At 51.1% G+C, this 23,472-nt stretch carries 17 protein-coding genes; 3 read left to right on the top strand and 14 right to left on the bottom strand.

Features of this window, described 5'->3' with window-relative positions:
- Positions 1–14 precede the first annotated feature (14 nt).
- The 3 genes from GUA98_RS26830 to GUA98_RS26840 all read right to left on the bottom strand — a co-directional run bounded on the left by GUA98_RS26830 (position 15) and on the right by GUA98_RS26840 (position 2,700).
- Entirely contained in the window at positions 15–890 is an 876-nt protein-coding gene (locus GUA98_RS26830; protein WP_193724965.1) for a diguanylate cyclase domain-containing protein, read from the bottom strand.
- Between the two features lie 113 nt (positions 891–1,003).
- On the bottom strand, positions 1,004–2,122 hold the full coding sequence (locus GUA98_RS26835) for a glycosyl hydrolase family 8 (RefSeq protein WP_153980395.1): 1,119 nt from the start codon (positions 2,120–2,122) through the stop codon (positions 1,004–1,006).
- A gap of 101 nt (positions 2,123–2,223) precedes the next feature.
- The gene (locus GUA98_RS26840) at positions 2,224–2,700 is read right to left on the bottom strand and encodes a MarR family winged helix-turn-helix transcriptional regulator (RefSeq protein ID WP_095290726.1); all 477 of its coding nucleotides are present in this window, start codon (positions 2,698–2,700) and stop codon (positions 2,224–2,226) included.
- Between the two features lie 177 nt (positions 2,701–2,877).
- Between GUA98_RS26840 and GUA98_RS26845 the strand changes: the two genes are divergently transcribed.
- The gene (locus GUA98_RS26845) at positions 2,878–3,318 is read left to right on the top strand and encodes a GNAT family N-acetyltransferase (protein ID WP_153980396.1); all 441 of its coding nucleotides are present in this window, start codon (positions 2,878–2,880) and stop codon (positions 3,316–3,318) included.
- A 101-nt stretch (positions 3,319–3,419) separates the two neighbouring features.
- On the opposite strand, the gene rlmN is transcribed toward GUA98_RS26845, so the two are convergent.
- The 3 genes from rlmN to greA form a co-directional block, all read right to left on the bottom strand.
- On the bottom strand, positions 3,420–4,514 hold the full coding sequence (gene rlmN / locus GUA98_RS26850) for a 23S rRNA (adenine(2503)-C(2))-methyltransferase RlmN (protein ID WP_193724966.1): 1,095 nt from the start codon (positions 4,512–4,514) through the stop codon (positions 3,420–3,422).
- A 177-nt stretch (positions 4,515–4,691) separates the two neighbouring features.
- Positions 4,692–6,047, bottom strand: a complete 1,356-nt coding sequence (locus GUA98_RS26855; RefSeq protein ID WP_193724967.1) for a sodium-dependent transporter — start codon at positions 6,045–6,047, stop codon at positions 4,692–4,694.
- 296 nt (positions 6,048–6,343) lie between these two features.
- On the bottom strand, positions 6,344–6,823 hold the full coding sequence (gene greA / locus GUA98_RS26860) for a transcription elongation factor GreA (RefSeq protein ID WP_095290722.1): 480 nt from the start codon (positions 6,821–6,823) through the stop codon (positions 6,344–6,346).
- 235 nt (positions 6,824–7,058) lie between these two features.
- On the opposite strand from greA, the gene GUA98_RS26865 reads away from it, so the two are divergent.
- Entirely contained in the window at positions 7,059–7,928 is an 870-nt protein-coding gene (locus GUA98_RS26865; protein ID WP_193724968.1) for an arylamine N-acetyltransferase family protein, read from the top strand.
- A gap of 85 nt (positions 7,929–8,013) precedes the next feature.
- A complete protein-coding gene (locus GUA98_RS26870; protein WP_193724969.1) occupies positions 8,014–8,700 on the top strand; it encodes a 4'-phosphopantetheinyl transferase family protein in 687 nt (228 codons plus the stop codon).
- Positions 8,701–8,807: 107 nt separating this feature from the next.
- Here GUA98_RS26870 and GUA98_RS26875 read toward each other — a convergent pair whose 3' ends face one another.
- The 8 genes from GUA98_RS26875 to GUA98_RS26910 all read right to left on the bottom strand — a co-directional run bounded on the left by GUA98_RS26875 (position 8,808) and on the right by GUA98_RS26910 (position 23,453).
- A complete protein-coding gene (locus tag GUA98_RS26875) occupies positions 8,808–9,044 on the bottom strand; it encodes an MbtH family protein (RefSeq protein WP_321573917.1) in 237 nt (78 codons plus the stop codon).
- Positions 9,045–9,056: 12 nt separating this feature from the next.
- The gene (locus GUA98_RS26880; protein ID WP_193724970.1) at positions 9,057–16,283 is read right to left on the bottom strand and encodes an amino acid adenylation domain-containing protein; all 7,227 of its coding nucleotides are present in this window, start codon (positions 16,281–16,283) and stop codon (positions 9,057–9,059) included.
- 14 nt (positions 16,284–16,297) lie between these two features.
- Positions 16,298–17,293 carry an isochorismatase family protein gene (locus GUA98_RS26885; protein WP_193724971.1) on the bottom strand — a complete coding sequence of 332 codons (996 nt, stop codon included), beginning with the start codon at positions 17,291–17,293 and terminating at the stop codon, positions 16,298–16,300.
- Between the two features lie 64 nt (positions 17,294–17,357).
- Positions 17,358–18,971: a (2,3-dihydroxybenzoyl)adenylate synthase gene (locus GUA98_RS26890; protein ID WP_193724972.1), complete on the bottom strand. Its 1,614-nt coding sequence runs from the start codon at positions 18,969–18,971 to the stop codon at positions 17,358–17,360.
- Positions 18,972–18,976: 5 nt separating this feature from the next.
- Positions 18,977–20,311, bottom strand: coding sequence for an isochorismate synthase DhbC (gene dhbC, locus GUA98_RS26895; RefSeq protein WP_193724973.1), 1,335 nt, complete (start codon positions 20,309–20,311; stop codon positions 18,977–18,979).
- A 23-nt stretch (positions 20,312–20,334) separates the two neighbouring features.
- Complete coding sequence (locus GUA98_RS26900) at positions 20,335–21,120, bottom strand: 2,3-dihydro-2,3-dihydroxybenzoate dehydrogenase (RefSeq protein ID WP_193724974.1); 786 nt, start codon at positions 21,118–21,120, stop codon at positions 20,335–20,337.
- A 141-nt stretch (positions 21,121–21,261) separates the two neighbouring features.
- Entirely contained in the window at positions 21,262–22,122 is an 861-nt protein-coding gene (locus GUA98_RS26905; protein ID WP_193724975.1) for an alpha/beta hydrolase, read from the bottom strand.
- 278 nt (positions 22,123–22,400) lie between these two features.
- Complete coding sequence (locus GUA98_RS26910; RefSeq protein ID WP_193724976.1) at positions 22,401–23,453, bottom strand: ABC transporter substrate-binding protein; 1,053 nt, start codon at positions 23,451–23,453, stop codon at positions 22,401–22,403.
- Between the last annotated feature and the right edge of the window lie 19 nt (positions 23,454–23,472).

Consider the following 23,472-nt stretch of genomic DNA (forward strand, 5'->3'; position numbering starts at 1 on the left):
GCCTCCCTCTGCATCTAGATGTACTCTCCAATGAGATCTGTCTCTGTGTTCCGTTCAAGCGCAGCTATAACAGCATCGATATCCTCGTACTTACTGAACTGTTCCTTCTGGAAAACAAGTGCCCCGGAGCGAATAACCGTCTGCAGCTCGTTTCCCTTTTTATCGATAAATTGCAGATCCATCATGGCCTTTTTGATCCGTGCTGTGAGCACAGGCAAATATTCCACATTGGTCATCGGACAGAGAATGACGAACCGTCCCCGGTCTACAAAAAACTTATAATCTTCGAACCGAATTTGCTTCTGAATGGTGTTCGACAGCTCAAGCAGGAACTGTGCATACCGAACGGATCCGAGTGATTCAAGGACCAGCGGCAGAAATTCAATCTTGAACATAGCCATGCTGAACCCATACTGCTCCGAGTATCTTCTTGCCAGGTTACTCTGCTTGATAACCGTATCTGCAAGGGCCTCCTTATTGCCGAGGGTGGTGTCCAGATCCAGCTCGGGATTGCGATCCTGCAGTTCCTGCAGCCGCTCCATCACACGTGCGCTTCGAACCAGACTGGCTTTAATGAAGGCAGCCACCGCCACATTGGCCGGAATCAGCAGCCACCATGAGAACGTCAGTACATCCACGTTCGCGTAGGTCACAAGCCATACAAAATAAGAAACCAGGTATACAAACCCGGCAACAACAGACACTCCGACAGGTATCACAAAACCAAGGACCAGCGCGCCAAGCGACACAATGCTGAATATGACAACAAGCGTGGTAAAACTCTGATTCATGTAGATTTTGAGATAGATGACGAGCTGCTGAATAACAGCTAATCCAATCAGACTGGCATATCCCCATGCGATACGTTGGATAGGTGCTTTGTTTCTCATAGTTTCCTTCTCTCCGATGGTTTAAGTTATGTCTTCTAGTAATCCGCCAATTTATGACATCATTAGACAATGGTATCCTACCATATCTATACCCAAATAAGATTACAAATCCATTACTTTTTAAGAAACTTCTGTAATTCTGTCTCTCCAAGCAAAGGGAACAGATTATCAAACATATGGGTGTTCCCATCAAACACATATCCTCCCGGATAAGCCCCATCCTGACCACGCATTGTGATCATATGGTTATACAGCAGTTTGGCCCATTTTGGATCACCGGTGCGCACGGCAAGCAAGATGGCGAGTCCATATACGGAAGGCGATTCATAGGTTACCGCAGGTGCACGATTATTACGGACATACTGTCCGGGCAGCTGATGGCGGGTTTTGAATTCCTTTTTTAAAAAAGAAATCAGCTTGTCCGGTTTCCGGCTGGTCTGGACTAAGTGGTTCGCTACGATGAGCTGATCGATCATATTCACCTTGTCATCATATGTAAACTGCTGGCTCACAACGTTGAATGTTTTGGGATAGAACACTCCGTCATCGGGCATGTTTTGAAGCAAATTCTCATACTTGGCGTAGGTCCCAGGCTGCAGCATCTCGTGTTTTTCCAACTGCTCGAGAGCCGGCAAGTCCACATATACCAAGCTCAACGTATCCGGGGAATACCCTCCTGCAAAGTCATGAAAATCGACAAAGTATCCTTCATTCTGTACGGATTGGCTCAAGGTACGGGAAATCTCGGCAGCCGTGGTCAACTTCGCATCTCTGCCCTGTTCCCATTGATCCGCAGCCTTCAATAATGCGTCTATAATTCGAAAATCATCACCAAGTGCATTCGTCGTTACGTGGGCCTTGCCTTCCTTGTCCAGTTTCCAGGCAATATACTTCTGAGGCATCAGAAAATAAGTCGTCAGCAGTTCATAGCTCTGTTCAAACAAAGACTGATCGTTCTTGGCCACCGCATATTGCATCCACAAACCAAGTGACTCTGACAACGCCTCCCTGCCGGCAACAATGTCCGCCTGCTCTGAAGCAGCATCCTGCAAATAGGAAGCCAGCGTGCCATTCGGATTGGTCATATGGTTCTGGACAAATGCCACCGTCGGGGACACCGCGTTCATCACAAACCTCTCCTTCATGTACAGAAACGACCAGGCTATAATACTGACTGCAATAACGGATAGTGCCACCAGCCACGTCAGTCTTCTACGCTTGATGCTCTTCATGATTGCCTCCTGTGCGATTAATCCAGTGGAATGTTGGTTCTTTTCCTTGAAATAAGCTCGGCTATGGTCTGGGATGTAAGGATCAAGGATAGGGGCTCTGCTCATTCGGACTCGTTCATGTAGGCCCGGCGGCCGCCTTTTTTGACAAACTTCCAATCAACTTCGATATTATGGCGCATCCGCCGTAGAAGGCTGACCGCCAGCTCAATCTCTTCCTCTGTCAGTCCTTCCAGCGTAACCTGGTCGGAGTGCACTCCCTCTTTTTGAATAAAAGCCCAGGCATCCAGTCCGGCCTCTGTTGGATATAATTGCTTGTTCTTTTTATTACCCAATGCTGACTTCTTGACGATAAACCCGTCTGCTTCCAACTTGCTGATCGCTCTGGCTGCCGTGGTACGGTCCACTTTAATCATCTCGGCCAGCTGGTTAGGAATGATGCCAGGGTTCTCGCATATGCGATACAGATACAAATACTGTCCACGAGAGAGGTTCAAATGTTGAAATTCAACATTGCTGATGGAATCCAAACAACGTGCGATCATGCCGATCTCGCGCAGCACTTCTTTTTTCTCAGTCATTGTACGCACACCCTCTTATCATTTTGTTGCATTCGCAACATAATTAGTGATATAACTAAAATTAACTCATCTTAAAAGTGAACGATGATATTTTGCTTCTTTTGAGGATCCCATTTTGCTTTTGTATCAGTTTACCATGCCAGAATGACATTACTATCGGCCAAAGGAGAAACATTCATGAATACCACTATTGTAGAAGTTGATAATCAGGAACTGCTCGATGCCTGCTTCGCCATTCGTACCGCGATCTTTGTAGAAGAGCAAGGAGTTTCTGCAGAAGAGGAATTCGACGCCTACGATGCGCTCGGCACTGAAGCCCGTCATATTCTCCTCTACGTGGACGGCGTACCTGCCGCTTCCTCCAGATTGCGTATTGTGGAGAATGTCGCCAAGCTGGAACGGATCTGTGTGATGATGGATTACCGCAAACATGGCCTCGGCCGGGTGCTGATCGATAAACTGGAGCAAATGGCTCTGGATCAAGGGCTGGAGAAGGCCAAACTGCATGCGCAGGTTCAAGCTTCCGGGTTCTATGAACGTCTTGGCTATGCCGCTGCCTCCGATGTGTTTATGGAAGATGGCATTCCCCATCTGTTAATGACCAAACAGCTCAAATAGATATTAAAAAACGCCTCTGTACTCACTTTTTCAGTGAGATACGGAGGCGTTTTGCCTACGTGCACTATAACGATGCCGCACCAATCATCTCAAGGGGACGATTACCCCATAGCCAGACGGTCTGGCTTTGATTCAGCGGCATTATTTTTCATCTGTTTACTGCGCAGTTGACCGCAGGCAGCATCGATGTCGGTACCGTGCTCCATACGTACCGTGGAGTTGATGTTATTTTTCTTAAGTGTGTCATAGAAGCCCAGAATCGATTCTTCCGTACTCCGCTGATATTGACTATGCTCATCAACCGGATTGTATGGAATGAGATTGACGCTGACCATGCTCTTACGGCTGGACAACAGTTCAGCCAGCTCGGCTGCATGCTCCCGTTGATCGTTAACATCCCGAAGCAAAATATATTCAAACATGATGCGTTTGTTCGTGGTAGCCAAATAATAATCCACTGCATCCATCAGCTGTTCAATCGGGAAGGCCCGGTTGATCTTCATGATGTGTGTACGCAGTTCGTTATTCGGTGCATGCAAGGAGATCGCCAGATTAACCTGCAGACTGCTGTCTGCAAATTCCTTAATCTTGTCAGGCAGTCCACTTGTGGATACGGTGATACGCTTGGCAGCAAGGGCCAGGCCCTTACGATCCTTGATCACTTCAATGAAATTACTCATGTTCTCGAAATTATCAAACGGTTCACCAATCCCCATCACGACAACGTTGGTTACTCGCTCGCCTTGACCCGCTGCATCCAGGTGCCGCTGTACATGCATGATCTGTTCCACAATTTCTCCTGCGGACAGGTCACGGCTTTTCTTAATCAATCCGCTTGCACAGAAGCTGCAGCCAATATTACAGCCCACTTGTGTCGTTACACAGACGGTAAGACCGTATTTTTGACGCATCAATACCGTCTCAATCAGGTTGCCGTCCTGCATCCGCAGCAGAAACTTCACCGTACCGTCTGCCGACTCCTGCTTCACGTGTTCACTCATCGAGTTCATCGTGAAGTGTTCAGAGAGAACATCCAGACATTCCTGACGCACATCGTTCATCTCGGAAAAATCATGTGCTCGCTCTTGATATAACCATTCCCAGATCCGGGAAGCACGGGATTTCTTCTGCCCATGCTCCGGCAGCCAGGAACGAAGTTGCTCTAATGTTAATCCATAAATGGATGATTTGTTCATTGTATAGTCCTCTTTTCGCAAAAAGCATATGGCTTATCGGTCCTACCAAAAAACCTCTACTCTGTATTGTCCCAAAATTATCGAGGGAACACAAGGGCTTTTGCATTTCTTCCAAGAGGTTTTAGCTATGGCAAATCTGCACAATGCACATCGTTTCCTCTTACCCGGTCTTCATGGTTAGAAGTGTATGATACCGGATGTGTGCAGCAGCACGAGAATGACGAGAATGGGTGCCACATAACGCAGCATGAACAACCAGATCCGGAACCAGCCTGCATTCAGGCCTGAAGCCTCTGCAGCCTTTTTCCAGAAGTAACCCGCAAAGATCGTTACAAGCAATCCGCCGATAGGCAGCAGAATGTTGGACGCTACAAAGTCCATCCAGTCGAACACACTCTTCGAACCAATCGTCCATTCAGGCAGCAAGCCTAGAGACAATACAGAAGGCAGGCCAACGATGAAAACAGCCAGCGAGATCACCCATACAGCACGGCTTCTGCTCCAGGACAAGCGTTCCATGAAGTATTTCACCGGAACCTCAAGCAAGGATACGGCCGATGTCAGTGCTGCGATTGCCAGCAGGATGAAGAATAATCCACCAAACAGGAATCCTAGCGGCATAGCCGAGAACGCTGCTGGAAGAGCTATGAAAATAAGCGAAGGTCCTTGGTCCGGTGCAATACCAAACGAAAATGTCGTTGGGAAGATGATCAGACCGGCAATAAATGCATAGATCAGGTCACCCGCACCGACAGCGACAGTTGCCGCACCCAGCGATTGATTTTTATCTACATAGGAACCGTAAGTCACCAGGATACCCATCCCGAGCGACAGGGAGAAAAAGGCATGTCCAAGCGCAACCAGTGCTGATTCAGTTGTAAGCTGCGAGAAATCGGGATTCAGGAAAAAGGAAACTCCCGCACCCGCTCCAGGCAGAGTCACTGCCCGAATCATCAGGATAATGAGCAGAACCAGCATCGCTGGAATTAGCACCTTGTTGAATTTCTCAATTCCGTTGGAAATCCCTTTGGCTACAATCCAGCCTGTAATCAAAACGGAAATCAGCTGCCACATAATCGGCAGGTATCCGCCTACAAAGGAACCAAACTGCCCGGCATAATCCGGATTATCAAACAATGTACCGCTAAAAGAGGTCACAGCGTACTGCAGCGTCCAGCCTGCAATAATAACGTAGAAGGAAAGGATGATAAACGGTGTCAGTACTTGCAGTAATCCTGCAGCAAGCCAGCCCTTATGTCCACCAGCCTTGATAAATGCCGTAGCGGCGCTGCCTCTGCCACTGCGTCCGATGGCAAGCTCTGCAAGCAGAACGGGCAGACCAATCAGCAATAGACAGACGATGAAGAGCAGGAAAAACGCAGCTCCTCCATTTTCCCCCGTAATATAAGGGAATTTCCACATGTTACCCAGACCAACGGAACTACCGATGGCGGCTAGGATAAACCCGGCGCGTGAGAAGCGCTCACCTTTGCCAGTATTGTCTTGCTCCAGGTTTGACTTACTAAAATTCATCGTATCTACTCCATCACTTTAAAGTTTTCCCGTAATTATATAACACTCCTCGTGTCAGGTCATTCGAAAATCGAAATTAATCGAAATGTTATTTATTTACATTCGAGAGAAAGGTTAATTTTTATTAAATATTCACTACATTTCAGTATGGGATAAATTCAGACAGTCCAACCCCTTGCATTATATTAAACCTAATAAAGACTTCCGATAACCTTCCAAAACACTGTTTTTGGTTACAAAAAAGGATTACGCTCGCCACCCCCGTGGCAGCAACGTAATCCTCATTGGATCTGCAGTTAGTTCGATCTGATCTCAAGCAACTCATATTTGATGACACCCATCGGTGCATTGACATGAATGACGCTGCCTACTTCTTTGCCCATAATCTCCTTGCCGAGCGGGCTTTCGTAGGAAATTTTGTTATTTGCCACATCGGCCTCAGCTGGGCCAACCAGTTGATATTCAATCTTTTCTGCAAATTCAATATCATTCAGCAGCACGATTGAGCCAATGCTCACCTTGTTGGAGTCGATATTATCCGAACTAATCACTCTGGCCTTGGTCAGCATCTTCTCCAGAATCAAAATGCGGGTTTCCATAAATGCCTGATCATCTTTGGCTGAATGATACTCACTATTTTCCTTCAGGTCACCGTAACTGATCGCAAGCTTCAGACGCTCAGCCAACTCTTTACGCTTCACCGTCTTCAATTCCCTCAGTTCGTCCTCCAGCTTTTCCAAGCCTTCCTGTGTCAAAATTACTTCATCATTAGCCATTTTTCCATCTCCTAATCCTGCTTTCTATCTATATTCTAACCTATATCCACTCCAAACGGTTAACATACCCCCGAAAAAAGAATTTCATCCTCCATTATATAGATGCGGTCTGAATTGTACCGGTACAATCTGAGGAAATGTGAGTATCCATTTTCACTTGTCACTTCTACAATAAAATCATGGCCTTTTCGCTTCCTTTAAGAATGGCCGACTAACCGACTTGAGGTGATTCCGCTTGAACACAATGACAGATTCAGAACTGAAGTCCTATCTGAAACGAATCCACATTGATGATATTAAACCGTCATCATTGGAATTTTTGTCAGAACTTCATCGTGCACATGTACAATACCTTTCATGGCAAACGATAGATATCTTTACGGGGCGCCCGGAAGCAATCGACCTTGCTAATTCAGTCCGACTTGTCCTGCAAGGACGCAGCGGGTACTGCTTCCATCTCAATGGTGCATTCAGTGTCCTGCTCCGTTCTCTCGGCTATGAAGTACATTGGCATCGTGCGGGAGTGCAGCCCCATGGCGAGCAGCCGCGTGTGAATTCGTTCCATCTTGGGCTGTCCGTCCTCCTACCTGAAGCTGGTCCTGAGACCGAACGCTGGCTCGTCGATGTTGGCCTGGGTGGCATGCCCTTCGAGCCTTTGCCACTTCGTTATGAGGTTTATGGAGAGGCCCCTTTCACCTACAACTTAACCTCATCCAGCGTTGCTACTGAGGGATGGCGACTTGAATATGAACCTCATGGGCCCAGTGAGGGTGTAGACTATGCACCGGAGGTGCTCCTTACCCTGGATGAGTTTATCCCCAAACATCATTTCTACAGTCAATCGGCCGAATCGCCATGGCATCAGGTTTTCCTGCTTCGCCAGAGGGATGCCGCGGCCAGCAACGAGCTGCGTGGATGCATGCTGCGAACCCATACTGCTGAAGGCATTCATAAAACCGAAATACAGAGCTATACCGATTGGAGAGAGCTGCTGGATGGAGTCTTTCATGAACCGTTGGTACGCTACAGTGAGCCGGAGCGCGTGGAGATGTGGGAACGCATTCGAGCCGGGCATGAGGAGTGGAAGAGAACGCAACAGCTGTAAAACAGGAGCGAAGACTCAACGAAGGACTAAGGAATATAAAGGGGATTCTGCTGAACATGCCGAATATCTCCTCAGGTGATAAATGATGATAAACATTCAAGTTCTGCGCATTCCTGCAGAAATCCCCAATGAAGTTTGGCATTCGCTCCTCGCGCTCGTCTCGGCTGAGCGGCGGCAGCAAGCGGCACGTTTTGTCCATCAGGCCGATGCCTATCGTTCAGTGCTTGGGGAGGCGCTGGCTCGTGTGACATTGGGCAAGTGGACTGGTGCGAGACCGGGCGAGCTTGTCTTTATCCGCAATACATACGGTAAGCCTTCACTTATCAGCCACCCTGACCTGCCCTTCAATGTATCCCATTCCGGTGATTGGGTCGCAGTCATTTCAGGAGGTCACGCTCCACTCGGTGTGGATGTAGAGAAAGTATCCCCCATCGACATGGCGATTGCCGAACGTTTCTTCTCTCCGTTGGAGAGCCGGATGCTGGCAGCCGAGCCCGCAGAACAGCAGCTGGAAACCTTTTATCGGCTGTGGACGCTGAAAGAAAGTTATATCAAGGCCATCGGTATGGGGTTATCCATGCCGCTAGACTCCTTTTCCATGCTGCGTGGCATGGACGAACTCTGGTATTGTCCCGAAGCACCCACGTATCAATTCTTCAGCCAGCGTCTGGATGAGGGACATATGCTGGCAGCCACATGTTCCACGGCAATGGAGCTGCCAACCAAGCCTGATGTGATTACGATTGAGGAGTTGTATTCATCACTACTGTGAAGATAGTTAATAGTAGATATGTAGAAACACCAAAAACCCTGGCAAATTAGCCAGAGATTTTTGATATTTATTTATACTGATAATGGCCTTGGGATGCAGCCGGAGTCTCATCCGCCAGCCTCTTGGACCACACCTGACATCCCCGTTTCATCACAGAGGCTTAGTGGCTTCAGGTCCGTCCACTGCTCCGCAATGTAATCAAGACACACCCGGCGTTTTGCCTTGCCCAGCATCTGGGTCCAGCCTGCAGGGATTGGAATGGTTGCGGGCCAGAGCGAATACTGCCCTTCCTCATTCATTAATACCAGATAATTGCTGTCTTCCTGTTCAAAAGGGTTGCTCATCAGCTTATCCTCCTATTTAAGATGAACTTGGCGCTGGTTCAGTATCTCCAGCTTGGCCATCAGCGTCCGGCATATTTCAGCCAGTGGTCCAGGCTGGCAGAGATCCTTGTGACGGCAGGCAATATCATGCCTTTCCATTTGGCCTCCAATATAGGCATTCCACATCTCTGGTTCAATGGGATCAAACCAGTCCGGAATGACGGTAGAACGGAAGAAAATCAGATCCCCTTCGAACCGGGAAGGCGTGTACGCCTCCAGAATCTGGACAGAATTTTCATACGTTTTCCGCAGCTTCATGATCGTCTCCTCATCCAGAGTGGCCAGCGCACTTCCTTCACTGCGCAGAATACGCATGGCTGCAGCCATATCCAGCGGACCTTCCCCAATACTGTCCGGATCATATCCACCAAGGGCAAGCAAGGCAGTCAGGGCTTCTTCCTCATCCGGTTCCCCGCGAATCGGAAGATAATGACTCGGATAAGCGTCCAGCATGGCAAGAAACTCTACCTCTTCCCCTTCCGACTGAAGCTGTACGGCCATGGCCTGAGCTACATTGCCTCCAAGAGACCAGCCCAGCAATCGGTAAGGTCCCTCAGGCTGTACTGAGCGAATATGACGGATATAATCTGCGGTCATGTCCTCCAGCGTAGCTGGAAGATCCTCGTACTGGGCAATGCCGCGAGCCTGTAATCCATAGATCGGGTATTCCATACCCAGATGCTTCATCAATCCGGCATAACACCAGCTTAATCCTCCGGCAGGATGAACACAGAACAGCGGAAGGTGGGCTCCGTGAGTCCGGAGAGGCAGCAGCACTTGCAGCGAACCTGTTCCTGTATCCGAATCCATTTCAAGCCGTTCGGCCAGTCCGGCCACCGTTGCCGTTTCAAACAAAATGCCAATCCCCGGTTCCTTGCCCATGGCCTCCCGGATTCGGCTCATCAAACGAACAGCGAGCAGGGAATGTCCACCCAGGTCAAAGAACCCATCATCGATGCTGACACTTCGCAATCCCAGCACTTCGGCAAACAGATCACACAAAATCTGCTCTTGCGGATTACGCGGTGCCCGGCCACCGGAAGTCAGCTGCATTTCCGGTACAGGCAAAGCTTTGCGGTCCAGCTTGCCGTTGGCCGTAAGCGGGATAGCCTCCATGGTGACCACCGCTGATGGAACCATGTAATCAGGCAGACTCGCTGATGCATGACGACGAAGCATAGCCGATTCTGGTCCGGGTCCCATCTTCGAGTTTGGCACAATATACGCCACGAGGCGTTTATCTCCCGGCTGGTCTTCACGCACGATGACCGCAGCCTGTGCAACCTCTGAATGTCTGGCCAGCACCGCTTCGATCTCGCCAAGCTCGATGCGGAAACCGCGTATTTTCACCTGCTGATCCGCCCGGCCCAAGTAATCAAGCGACCCATCATGAAGTCTTTTCGCCAAATCTCCCGTCCGGTACATGCGTGTTCCTGCTGGACCGTATGGATCTGCGACGAAACGCTCTGCCGTAAGATCCGGTCTGCCCCAATACCCGCGGGCGAGGCCTGCTCCAGCCACATACATCTCACCTGTCACACCTGCAGGCACTGGCTGGAGATGATCATCAAGCACGTATACACGCAGATCCGGAATGGCACAGCCGATCCAGCTGCTTGCTCCTTCTGCGGCACTGCCTGCATGCAGTTCCTGATAGCTGACATGAACGGTGGTCTCCGTAATGCCATACATATTAATCAGTTTGGGTGCATCATCTGGATGGCGCTCATACCAACCCTCTAATCGTCCGAGCTCCAGTGCCTCTCCTCCAAAGATCACGTAGCGGAGTCCAAGCTTCTGTCCCCACTCGGGATGCTCCCGATCTGCCTGCATCAGCTGGTAGAATGCTGACGGCGTCTGATTTAACACCGTTACCTCTTGCTCGGCAAGCAGCTGCAGGAAGGCACCTGGCGAGCGACTAATCTCATGCGGCACAACGACCAGCCGGCCCCCATGCAGCAGCGGTCCCCAGATCTCCCAGACCGAGAAGTCAAAGGCGTAAGAATGGAATAACGTCCATACATCACTCGCATTAAATTGGAACCAGTGCTGTGTAGCCTCAAATAACCGGATCACATTGGCATGGGGAATAACCACTCCCTTTGGTTTGCCTGTGGAACCCGAGGTATAGATCATATAAGCCGGACTGAGATGAGATACGCGTCCATTGCGTTCACCATCTGCGGGATTTCGTTCATCCTGAGCAGACAGCTGCTGAATGGTTTGAGGATCGTCCAGGTTTAACCGTTGTACGGATTCGATCTGAGGCAGCAGGAACGCTACTTCCTCGTTGGTAATCATCACGCCCGGAGCTGCGTCTGTCAGCATATGCGTCAATCGATCCGAAGGATAATTCGGATCAAGCGGAAGATAGGCAGCCCCTGCTTTTAACACAGCCAAAATACCGACCACCATCTCAGTGGAACGTGGCAGTGCAAGAGCAACCATCTGCTCTGGGCCTACACCTTCTGCAATCAATAATCTTGCGAGCCTGTTGGCACTTGCATTGAGCTCTTGATAGTTAATGACCGTGTCTCCTAAGCTCAAGGCCGGTGCATCCGGGGTAGCCGCTGCCTGAATTTCAAAGCGTTCAACAATGGTCATTCCAGGTAAAGAAGCGTCATCCCCTGCGGCATAACACTGCTGCTCCAGGAGGGCACGTTCCGTGGGAGTTACCACGTTAAAGCAGCTAATGTGTTCATCCGTATGTTGGACCGCATCCTCCAGCACCTGGATCAATCGGACCACAAGCTCTGCTGCCGTTGATTCCCGGAAAAGATCCGTACTGTACTCCAGTACACCTTCAACTCCCGCTGGTAAACCATTGTGTTCACGCTGTTCCGTGAGCTCCACAGTCAGGTCGAATTTGGATGAACCCACGCCCTGCATACTCGTTTGGGATACCACACCTGGCAGATCCAGCTGAACGTCTGGCGTATTTTGCAGGACCAGCATCACCTGAAAGAGTGGATGCTTGGAGCGGGACCTGGACGGATTCAGCACTTCAACCAAACGCTCAAAAGGCAGATCCTGATGTTCGTAAGCAGCCAGATCCACTTCTCGCACACGTGCCAGCAGTTCACGGAATGTCGGATCTCCGGAAGTGTCTGTACGCAGCACAAGGGTATTGATGAACATGCCCACCACTTCGTCCAGTGCATCGTCGATCCTGCCGGCAATCGGGGTCCCAATCGCAATATCCGTACCTGCTCCCATGCGTGTAAGCAGTACCGACAATACCGCATGCATAACCATGAAGAGACTGACCTTGTTCTCCCGGGCCACAGCCAAGAGCTGTTCTTGCAGTTTCGGACTAATGGTAAAAGGAATCGTTCCGCCCCGGTAGCTCGAGACTACCGGACGTGGATAATCGGCTGGAAACGTTACTTGTTCCGGCAAGCCTTCCAGTTGACGGCTCCAGAACTCAAGCTGCCTTGCAATCAGGCTGTTCGGCTGCCCTTCGTCTCCAAGCAGTCGATCCTGCCACACCGCGTAATCAGCATATTGAACGCGCAGTGGTTCCCAGGAAGGCGGCGCCCCCTGAACACGTGCCCTATATGCTTGGGACAAGTCCCGCATCAAAGGCGACAGGGACCAACCATCTCCAGCTATATGATGAATCAGTACCAACAGAACATGCTCATCTGGACCAGATGTAAACAGCTCCGTACGGATGCCCGGCTCGCTTGAGAGCTCGAAGCTGTACCGGGAAGATTCGGTCAGAAGTTCCGCCAGCTCATCCTCTGTAGCGTATCTTACATGTAAGTTCACACGAAACTCTTCAGCATCCAGAATGGTCTGGTTTGCAGAACCAAGCTCTGGCGGATATAACGTTCTCAACGACTCATGGCGATCAACAATGTCTTGAACGGCGGCTTGAAGCGCAGGTATATCAAGTTTGCCGGTTAACCGCACCACAAGCGGAATATTGTACGTAGGACTCGGCCCTTCCAGACAATACAGGAACCAGAGCCGCCGCTGAGCAAAGGAGAGAGGAATCTCACCTTGACGTGCAGCAGGCTCTATTACTGGTCGAACTGAACCCACCTGATCCAATCTCTTGGCGAGGCCAGCTGCCGTTGGTGACTCGAATACGCTGCCAATGTTCAGCTCTGTTCCAAACACATCCCGAATCCGGGCTGTGATACGGCCTGCAAGCAGGGAATGACCACCAAGTTCGAAGAAATCATCATCGATCCCTACACGAGCGACACCCAGAATCTCAGCGAATAAACTGCACAGCATCTCCTCCTGAGGGGTCCTGGCCTCACGTCCGCTGGCATGGGACAATATTGAAGGGACAGGCAGCTGCTTGCGATCGATTTTTTTATTGGGAGTCAGCGGCATTTCGTCAAGGTTCATGAAGGCAGCTGGCACCATGTAATCCGGCAGTTCATCCGCCACATGTGCCCGAAGCAGCGACAGATCCAGACCTGAAGAGTATTCAGTGGCTGCAACCACATATGCGGCCAGACGCGGATTCCCAGGTTGGTCCTCGCGTGCCATAACCGTAACCTGGGCTACGCCCGGATATCTGGAAATGACGGATTCAATCTCACCCAATTCGATACGGAATCCTCTGATTTTGATCTGGTGGTCTGCCCGGCCCAAATAGTCAATAGACCCGTCAGGCAGCCACTTCGCCAAGTCTCCTGTACGATACATGCGGCTGCCTGCTTGTCCGAAGGGATTCGCAACAAACCGCTCGGCGGTCAGGTCAGGTCTTCCCAGATAGCCTCTTGCCAGCCCATCTCCCGCAATATATAATTCTCCGACAACACCCGGAGGGACTGGATTCAGACTCCCATCCAGCACGTAAAGCTGCGTGTTTCGAACCGGTCCGCCAATAGAGGGCTTACCCGTTGATTCAGCCACCATGGCAGCAGCCGTTGAATAAATCGTGGTCTCCGTCGGTCCATACTGGTTATGAACGTGACATCCCATCGCCTGCAAGGAAAGCTTCAGTTCCTCAGAGAGGGCTTCACCGCCTGTAATGACCGTCAGACCGTCAAATGTTCCAGGCTTGCTGGTCACCAGAGACTGCCACAACGTTGGTGTGGCTTGCATAATCGTTGTCCCCTGCCGTCTCATCTGTGCAGCCAGAGTCACCGGATCAAGAATGGTTTCTTTGCGAGCTATATCCAGCCTTGCTCCGGTCGTAAGCGGCAGAAACACCTCAAGAACAGAAATGTCAAAAGCAATTGTCGTGACCGATAACCAGCGATCCTGCCGACCGACCTTCAGTCTTAGCTTCATATCTTCCAGCAGATTGGAAAGGCCGAGATGGGTAACGGCAACCCCCTTCGGTTTACCTGTTGATCCGGAGGTATAGATGATATAAGAGGGGTTCAGCTGCGAGGCAGCTTTTGTGAGATCCTCTGGTTCGGGATTGCTCCCGGACTGACGGGCTATTCTCGCCGCAACCTTCGGTTCATCCAAGGCTAACATGGGGACATCGGACATGTGCTGCAAATGGGGCAGATTGTGCTTCACCGTAATTAGACATGCCGGTCTGGCATCCTCTAGCATGTAGGTTAGCCTCTCTTCAGGGTAATCCGGGTCCAGCGGAAGGTAAGCTGCTCCCGTCTTATGAACAGCCAGGATGGCAACCACGACCTCCAGAGATCGCGGCATAGCAATGGCTACAATCTGTTCTGGTCCTACCTTATAGTGTTGGATCAGCTCGTGGGCAAGACGGTTTGAACGCTCGTTAAGCTCGGCATAGGTCAGCGATTCAGCTTCGAACGTTGCCGCCATCGCAGATGGGGTGCGCCGAACCTGCTGTTCAAACATGGCCGCCGAGTTCCCTTCAGCAGCCCTGTGCTGTGTCTGATTCCACCCGTTCAGGACCTGGTCACGTTCTTCAGGTAACAGCACTTCCATTTGACCTACGTACTGCTCTTCGATTCCTTCCTGCATCATTGCATTCAGCAGCTGCATATAACGGAGCCGATGACTCAGCAAATCCGATTCGCTGTAGACGGAAGGATTGGCATCAAAATCAATCCGAAGTCCATGACCGTGCCCTTGGTCCACGACATGAATGGACAGGTCATCGACCGGACCTGTAGACAAGTTATGGATCATCCCGAGCTGACCTGCGAAATTCAGCTCATGATGGAATGGCATGACATTGATCATCGGCCCGAATAGTCGGCGATTCTCTCCCAACAGCTTCAGATCACGCCGCAGATCCTGGTGCCGATAACGTTGATGCTTGCGAACAGCCCGGATCTCCCCCACAATCTGCTCGGCCAGGGCAGATATGCGCATATTAGACTCCACTTTCAAACGCAGCGGGAGCACGTTCATAACCATGCCTGGTACACGCAAGGCTGCCGATCCCAGCCTGCACATGACAGGCAGAGCCAGTATCACATCTCGCGTACCGGTGATCCGGTGCACATAAATGGCTGCTGCTGCAATAACCAGATCAGGCCAGGTCACCCCGTACCGGTCCGCCGCATCTTGAAGGCGATCCCGATCAGACGGTGCAAGTTCAAACCTCTGTCGCAGGAAATGATCCGCTGTGCGCGAAGCCTTTTCGCCCAAACTTACGACGTCCGGTTCATCCGCATAACGCTCCAGCCAAAACGTGCGATCCTGCTCCCTTGCAGCAGACTCATGATAAGCCTCATCCTCCTGAATGACAGAGGAAAGCGGTCCAAATGCTCGTGCTTCCATGACACTCTCACCCGATCCACCCTTAACCCTGGCAGTATACAGACTTGCTACCCTACGGGTAATTAGCGATACGCCGTATCCGTCAATCGCAATATGATGCACACGCTGGTACCAGTAGTAGCTCCCTTCACTCACTTGGAACAGGGCTTCTGTAAATACCGGTCCAGCTGCAAGATTGACGGGGCTGGCGAGATCCCGGTGCATCCAGGCCATAGCAGCCGCATGGGGATCCTGTTCGCCGCGAACATCCAGTACATGAAACGTCCAATGGTCACCCTTCTGGCTGAGGGTCTGGTAGGGGCCGTGTTCATTTTCACCATAAACCATGTTTAAGGTTTCGGCCTCCTCGACGGTTTGACGAACACTCTGTTCAAACTGTTGTACATCAACATTCCCGTGAATGACCACATATTCGCCTGTATTGTACATGGGGTTGTCCGGATTCAATTGATGAGCATACCAGATCCCGGACTGCGCAGCCGACATGGGCCACGTTCCATTCCGACGCTGCGACAAGTTCACCGCCCCGTTCAAAAGTAATCTCCGTTCGGCATGACCCTGTGAGGCTGTGCATTCAACAGCACCGCCCACGAGGCTAGCGTTGGCTGCTCGGCCAGATCGACAAAGGTTACCTCTGTTCCTTCCACCCGAAAACGCTCCGCCAGGCTCATAATACGAATAGAATCGAGCCCCCAGATCTCAATGAGGTCATCATGCTCCCCGATCCGGGACGGTTGCTCCTGCAGCAGTTCGGCCACCTGTACTCGCAGCGCGTCCAGTCTCGCCTGAGCACTGCTGCCAATACTCGTCTCAGCAGAATCCATCGCTTCAGCAGTGTGTGATCTTGCCTCCGGGAAGCTTGCCCCGATCGAATCGCTTCCTTTAGCAGAGGCATCAAGCGATTCAAGCAATTGCCCGGTGGTTAGCGTCACTGCGCAGCGCTCCGACGCATAGGTAAGTGCCATACGGTGCTTCTCGGCTGAAAAATCAGCTACCGCGTCGGCAACCAGGAAGGCCTGAATATCCTTCATAAATGCCTCACAGGAGGTCATCAGACAACCAATATGAGCATAGATGCCACATACGATCAGCTGATCCCGCCCCTGCTCCTGCATCAATTCAAGCAGTTCCGTCTTCTGGAAGGCGCTGTATCGCCATTTGGTCATATACGTATCCTGAGGAGCAGGTGTCAGTGGTTCAATGATTTGCTTTTGCGTAGGTCCCCCATTAATGCCCGCTCCCCAGAAGTCCAGCTGAAGTCCACGCTGCTCCGGTGTCTGTCCACCCGGCTGGGCGGAATACACCACAGGTATGCCCAGTTCATGACACTTTGCACGAAGTTGTCCAATATGATCAATCAGCTCCACCACAGGTGATGCCCCAGCCGTAAAAGCATCCACGAAATATTGCTGCATATCGTGAATGAGTAGTACTGCACGCTTCGCATCCGGCGTCCACGCTACCTTATTGACCGGAAGCTCCGACTCTGCAGGCATTGCATATGACTTAATCACTGGAAGTGCCATCCATATCCCTCTTTTCAGCATTATTTATTTCAAACCTTTTTAACGTAGCCCTGCATCAAGATCGTTATATGGGCTGCTTCAACATCAGCATCTCGCGCAGTGCCTTTTTGCTAACCTTACCGACACCCGTCTTGGGAAAAGATTGGACAAACTCAACCCGATCCGGGATTTTATAGCTCGCCAGGCCGCGACTGCGCAGATAGGACTTGATTTCGGCAGCAGCCGGAGTCTCGCCGCTGGGCACGATAAACGCACAGGAGCGCTCGCCTAAATATTCATCCGGCATGGACACCAGGGCTGCATCATGAACCCCCGGATGAGCCAGCAGATGGTTCTCCACTTCCTCGGCAGCCACCTTATCTCCGCCACGGTTGATCTGATCCTTCGCCCGTCCCTCCACAATGAGGTAACCCTCGGGTGTCAAGCTCGCAATATCTCCAGTACGATAGAACCCATCTGTGGTGAAGGATCTTGCGTTGTGCTCTTCGGCCTTGTAATAACCACGAATGGTATAGGGGCCACGCGTCAGGAGATGCCCGGATTGCCCCAACTCCACTTCAATATCCTCGTCATCCACAATTCTTACCTCGTCGTAGGGGGACATCGGTTTACCCTGTGTGTTAATCAGGATGTGCTCGGGATCATCCAAACGGGTGTAGTTCACCAGCCCCTCGGCCATACCAAAAACTTGCTGCAGTGTGCAGCCCAGGACAGGTCTGACGCGTCCAGCCACCTCGGCACTGAATTTGGCTCCACCAACCTGGAGAACCTGCAGGGATGTCAGCTTGGTTCCTCTCGCAGCGGCCGCGTTCAGCCAGATCAGAGCGAGCGGAGGCACCAGTGCCGTGATCGTCACCTGATGCTCCTTGATGAGCGGGAAAGCTTCATCGGGGCTTGCCCCCCGTGACAGCACAACCGTACCTCCTGCATAGAGCGTGCCTAGTATTCCTGGTGAACTTAGAGGGTAATTATGTGCCACAGGCAGAACAGCCAGATATACACTTTCCGGACTGAGGCCGCAGACCTCAACGCTTCTCCGCAGACTGTAGATATAGTCATCATGGGTGCGTGGAATCATCTTGGACAGTCCGGTGCTTCCACCAGACAACTGAAGAAAGGCTACATCCGAAGAGACTGGTTGAATATCCTGGAGCTGAACGGGATCAATATATAGATCCTCCAGATTAGTAAAAGCACCCGCTTCTCCTGCCACGATGATATGTCTAAGGCTCGGCACCTCTGCCTGAACTTCTGCTGCAAGTTTGCGATAATCAAAACCTCCATCCTGATCCGGGATCAGATAAGCAACAGCCTCAGAGAAGCGGGCGAAGTACTCGATTTCACTTTTACGATGCAAAGGAAGGGCAAACACCGGCAGTGCTCCCAGACGGAACAGGGCAAAGATCACTTCAACAAAAGCCGGTATGTTCGGCAGCTGCACAATAACGCGGTCATATTGCCGTATTCCCTTGGCATACAACCCTGCCGCCAATCGGTCAACTCGTGTGTCCAGCTCTGCATAGGTGAATTGCTCTCCACCGCTAATAATGGCAGTACGATTGCCATATACAGCCGCACGCTGCCGGAGCATTTCCCCAAATGTAATGCCCTCCCAGCAACCTTGCTGACGATAAAGCTCTGCAAACTCTTCAGGCCAAGCCTGATATCCTGGCAGCATCTTTTTTATTCCTCCTTCAAATGGGTTACGGTCGAATCCAGACCCATGGCAAGCAGCATTGTTCTGAATTTGGCGGAGGTCTCTGCCAGTTCCGCTTCCGGTGTGGAGCCCGCTACAATGCCTGCACCAGCGAATAATCGAAGTTCATTGCCCTCCACTTCCGCACAGCGGATGGTCACAGCCCATTCCCCGTCGCCCTCGCTGTCGCACCAGCCAACCATGCCGGTGAACAGTCCGCGATCAAACGGTTCCTGTGACCCAATGGCCTCTCTGGCCGTTAATACAGGCATTCCGCAGATAGCCGGGGTCGGATGGAGAGCAAATGCCACCTCCAGTGACGAAATATCTCTATTCAGCAATTCTCCATGAATCTCGGTAGACAAATGCCACATCGTGCTTGTCTGGATCAAGGAGGGCTCTGCCGGAATGATCAGTTCTTTGCAAAGAGGTCGGAGTGCAGCAGCAACAGCATCAATGACGACAGCATGCTCATGCCGATCTTTGGCTGAAGTGAGCAGCGCATCTGCGCGGCGGCGATCCTCAGCAGGCTCATCACTACGGGGTGCGGAGCCAGCCAGCGGATTCGCCCGTATAATGGTGCCTTTTCGAGTCACCAACAACTCCGGACTTGCGCCAATAAACGTACGTGTTTCTTGGTAATTCACTTCGTTATCATTGCGAAAAGTCGTTGTTATCGTACTTTTTGTTTCAGAAACATTCCTCATGGGAACCGCAAACGTATACCCGTGTGCATTATCCCTGAACAAATTACGCAAAAGCTGATGTGTATCCACAAGATTACGTGAGACCACACGCAGTGTACGGGATAACACCACTTTGTCGAGTTCTCCCTGCTCCATCTGCTTCAGCACATGATCGACACTTCGTTGATACGTCTCGGCCCCAGGCACTTCCTCAATCTCACAGCCAGCCGCCGCCGGGCGCCTCTCGTATGATCCGTTTGCAGCATGGCTTGGAGGTTCTACCCATTGCACCGTTTCCGGGATGAACAGCTCGGCAGAGGACTGACTCGGATCAAAAGGTATCGCTCCCACCACAATTGGTTTCCGTAGGCCCGTTTGCTGCGCTTCCTGAATCATTTTGCGAACCTGTTCGATAACAAAATATACTCCTTCCACGTGGTTATCATGGGCATGACCCATGTTTTCTGTTGAATCAGATACCACCTGCTGCTGAACAGCGGCGACAGGAAACCTCGATCGTTCGCCCTGAGCGAGCATGGTATGCTGCGGTGAAGACCAGAAAAAGGATGTCCCCTCTCGATATTGTTCCAGAAGGTGTAAGGCGGAGGTGGCTGCGATTGCACCCGCTTTTGACATATTCATCATCTCCTTATCTTGATTCAGACGCCGAGTGTGGCGCCTCCATCCACACACAAATCATGCATGGTAATATGTCTCGCCTGGTCTGACGCCAAAAAGAGTACGGCATCCGCGATATCGGAAGGCAAAGCCAGCCTGTTCAGAGGAATGCCGAGACGGTACGCCTGCTGCGATCCTGCAATGACGGCCTGCCCGCCATGATCATCCTGCCATAATGCCCGCTGCATGGGGGTGTCCGTCGACCCTGGAGATACAATATTGCAGCGGATATGCTGCTCCGCATATTCAAGCGCAAGACATTTGGTAAACATGGTGGACGCTGCCTTGGAGGCTGCATAAGCCGACATGTGCATCCGGGGTACGCCCGAAGCGTTCGAACCGACAGTAACCACCGTTCCCGATTGGTGCTTCGCCATATTTCGTACAACCGCACGTGACATATAAAATACACCGTGGGTATTAACATCGAATGTTCTTGTCCATTCCTCGTCACTCAAGGATGCCACTGTACCTGTATGCAGCACACCAGCTGCATTGATCAAAATGCCAATCGGTCCAAGTGTTGCCTCGATTCGCTGTACGGTATCGTCCACCGATTGGCGATTCGCAATGTCAGCAGGATAAGCAGCCGCCTGATGGCCTTGATGATTAAGATCCACAGCCAGCTGTTCCAGCTGCTCTTCCCGAATATCTACTGCCGCTACAACTGCACCGTGTTCAGCCAGAGCTCTGGCAACCGCTTCGCCGATTCCCTGTGCTGCACCGGTGACCAGAGCTACTTTTCCATGAATTCCTGTATAGCTCACGCTGTGTACCTCCCCTGACTCACTGCCTGTTGAACGTTGATTGATTGTTGAACTCGATTGGATCATCCATGTCATCTCAGCCAATCCAAAAAAAGCGGCCTATTCCACACCTTAATCAAACAAATATCTATTCCTCCGCCCCTAGGCTTCAGGACTGCAGGCCAAACGTATCGTACGACTGATCAGAAACGGCAGCACCGAGACATGATTCTCTTCCTCGAACTCGGTATATTGGATATCGAGGCCCGGCTGTTTCAATGCAGATAGGCGTTCCGTTAAAGCCGATGCCTTGTCATTGTTGCGGGCAGGATGGTTCTTCTCCTGTTCGCCCATGCCAATCCAGACCTTAACGTTGACTGGATGCTGCTCCAGACCTGCGATGAACGCCTGTTCCTCGGCCAGCATCACCTTCTGGTTCCAATGAAGCGAAGGGCTTCCAGCAATGTAGTAACGGAAAGCGTCCGGCTTGGTAAAAAGGGTGTGCAGAACGAACAACCCGCCAAGTGAATGGCCAAAAATGGCCTGTCTGTTCCGATCTATGTTGAACTGCTGCTCCATGTCAGGCTTCAGTTCCTCTTCAATGAATTGCAGAAAAGCATCCGCTCCCCCCTGCTCAGGCAGAATTGTCCCATCCGACTTGTGGGTATATTCCGTCGTGGCCTGCGGAGTATAATCGTAATACCGATGAGGCGAGAACGCTGCGGCAGTCGGGTACCCGATTCCAACGATGATGGCCGGCAGTGCTCCGGTCTTCTCTGGTCTTCGTCCTTGTATGCGGGCCGCTTCCACCATCGTGCCGAACACAGAGTTAGCATCGAGCAGGTAGATCACAGGATATCCAGACGGCGGGGCGGCCTCTGCAGGCTGATATACCATGATCTGATAGGCATGATTCCCCGCTCTCGATTTCATCGTCCACTGTTCTGAACGGGGAATGGGAACAGCACTGCGTGCCATCTGCTCAAGGGTACCTGAGACTGATTGATTGGGCTGAAACGTCATTACGGATGGATCCTCCTCGTTGTTCAACTTACATTGCTATGTGTAGGTAGATCATATCGTTTTATATGAGATTGATTCTCATTACCAATTATAAAAGAGTGATTTCGGCTGTCCCATGGACGATATCCAGAATTCATTTTGATTATCTCCATATTTACATATTTTTCTTGATAGGTTTATGCCTTGGCAAAAAAAACAACAGCTCCTCCCCGTGACACCTCGAACACCGAAATAAAATCCGGTTCGGGACACTCCGAGGAGGAGCTGATTCATCGCTATTATTGGGTCAATGCCTTCAGTGTATCGTCAATGACATGACCATAGGCAATCAATCCGCCGCCCAGCCATGGTGCTGGCTCAACTGCATAGACATTTCCCGCTTTAACGGCAGGCATACTCTGCCATACTTTGGTATCCGTCATTTCTTTCATGCTTCCTGGTCCCTGTTCCACGGTGAAAATATAATCTGCGTCAATCTCGGGCAGCACTTCGGTGGAGACAATAGCACTGTTCTCCGTCTCGACGAGCGCAGGCTTGCCGAGTCCCAACTGTTCATATACGACATAGCCGCTGAAGTAGTTTCCGCCCATCATGCTGATTCCGCGGGGAGCAAAGCGGATAATGGCTGCTTTCTTGCCTTCCGCTACCTTGGCGATCTCTGTCTTCGCCGCGTCTACCTTGGCGTGATATGTCTCGATAGCCTGTTCAGCCTCAGCCGTTTTGCCAAGCAGATCGCCAATGACCTCCAGTGACTTCTCCACATCGCCGGATGCATTGTTAAATACATAGGTTGGTGCAATCTTCGAGTAACTCTCATAGACACCGTTCTCGGCATAATTCGCCGTGTGCAGGATAATAAAATCAGGGTTGTAAGCCATCAACGCTTCAGGCGAAGGCAGCCCACTTGAGAAATCGAGTGTAGGTACGTCACTTAGCTGATCCTGTAAGTAAACATGCCCTTGGGTGCCGCTGGCCCATTGAGCAACAGGCTTGACGCCGAGTGTAAGCAGGGAATCCTCGAGATAAGGTGCAAATACACGCTCCACTTTGGCAGGAACCACTACATCATGTCCCATTTCGTCTTTTACAGTTCGTTCGCCAGCTGCGGTTTCTGCAGTCTCCTCTTCCTGTACCGCCGTTTCTGATGAGGCTGTCGTGGAGGCCTCGGCTGTCTTCTGCTCCTGCTGCGCTGCTCCTTCATGTTCCGATGTGGAGCCACAGGCCGCCAGTAATCCCACCAGTAATACGAGCACAATCAAGGCTGACAGCCGATGATTATTCCACCTACTTGGAGCGAAACGCTGCCCGTTCTCTTTTTCCTGCTGATGCATGATATATCCCCCTTGATAA

It is taken from the genome of Paenibacillus sp. P13VS, assembly GCF_015143645.1.
In the GTDB taxonomy this organism is placed as follows: domain Bacteria; phylum Bacillota; class Bacilli; order Paenibacillales; family Paenibacillaceae; genus Paenibacillus; species Paenibacillus xylanilyticus_A.

Coding starts and splice junctions, on each gene's coding strand:
- GUA98_RS26830 (WP_193724965.1), bottom strand. CDS start 890: ATGAGAAACAAAGCACCTATCCAACGTATCGCATGGGGATATGCCAGT.
- GUA98_RS26835 (WP_153980395.1), bottom strand. CDS start 2,122: ATGAAGAGCATCAAGCGTAGAAGACTGACGTGGCTGGTGGCACTATCC.
- GUA98_RS26840 (WP_095290726.1), bottom strand. CDS start 2,700: ATGACTGAGAAAAAAGAAGTGCTGCGCGAGATCGGCATGATCGCACGT.
- GUA98_RS26845 (WP_153980396.1), top strand. CDS start 2,878: ATGAATACCACTATTGTAGAAGTTGATAATCAGGAACTGCTCGATGCC.
- rlmN (WP_193724966.1), bottom strand. CDS start 4,514: ATGAACAAATCATCCATTTATGGATTAACATTAGAGCAACTTCGTTCC.
- GUA98_RS26855 (WP_193724967.1), bottom strand. CDS start 6,047: ATGAATTTTAGTAAGTCAAACCTGGAGCAAGACAATACTGGCAAAGGT.
- greA (WP_095290722.1), bottom strand. CDS start 6,823: ATGGCTAATGATGAAGTAATTTTGACACAGGAAGGCTTGGAAAAGCTG.
- GUA98_RS26870 (WP_193724969.1), top strand. CDS start 8,014: ATGATAAACATTCAAGTTCTGCGCATTCCTGCAGAAATCCCCAATGAA.
- GUA98_RS26875 (WP_321573917.1), bottom strand. CDS start 9,044: ATGAGCAACCCTTTTGAACAGGAAGACAGCAATTATCTGGTATTAATG.
- GUA98_RS26885 (WP_193724971.1), bottom strand. CDS start 17,293: ATGGCACTTCCAGTGATTAAGTCATATGCAATGCCTGCAGAGTCGGAG.
- GUA98_RS26890 (WP_193724972.1), bottom strand. CDS start 18,971: ATGCTGCCAGGATATCAGGCTTGGCCTGAAGAGTTTGCAGAGCTTTAT.
- dhbC (WP_193724973.1), bottom strand. CDS start 20,311: ATGTCAAAAGCGGGTGCAATCGCAGCCACCTCCGCCTTACACCTTCTG.
- GUA98_RS26905 (WP_193724975.1), bottom strand. CDS start 22,122: ATGACGTTTCAGCCCAATCAATCAGTCTCAGGTACCCTTGAGCAGATG.
- GUA98_RS26910 (WP_193724976.1), bottom strand. CDS start 23,453: ATGCATCAGCAGGAAAAAGAGAACGGGCAGCGTTTCGCTCCAAGTAGG.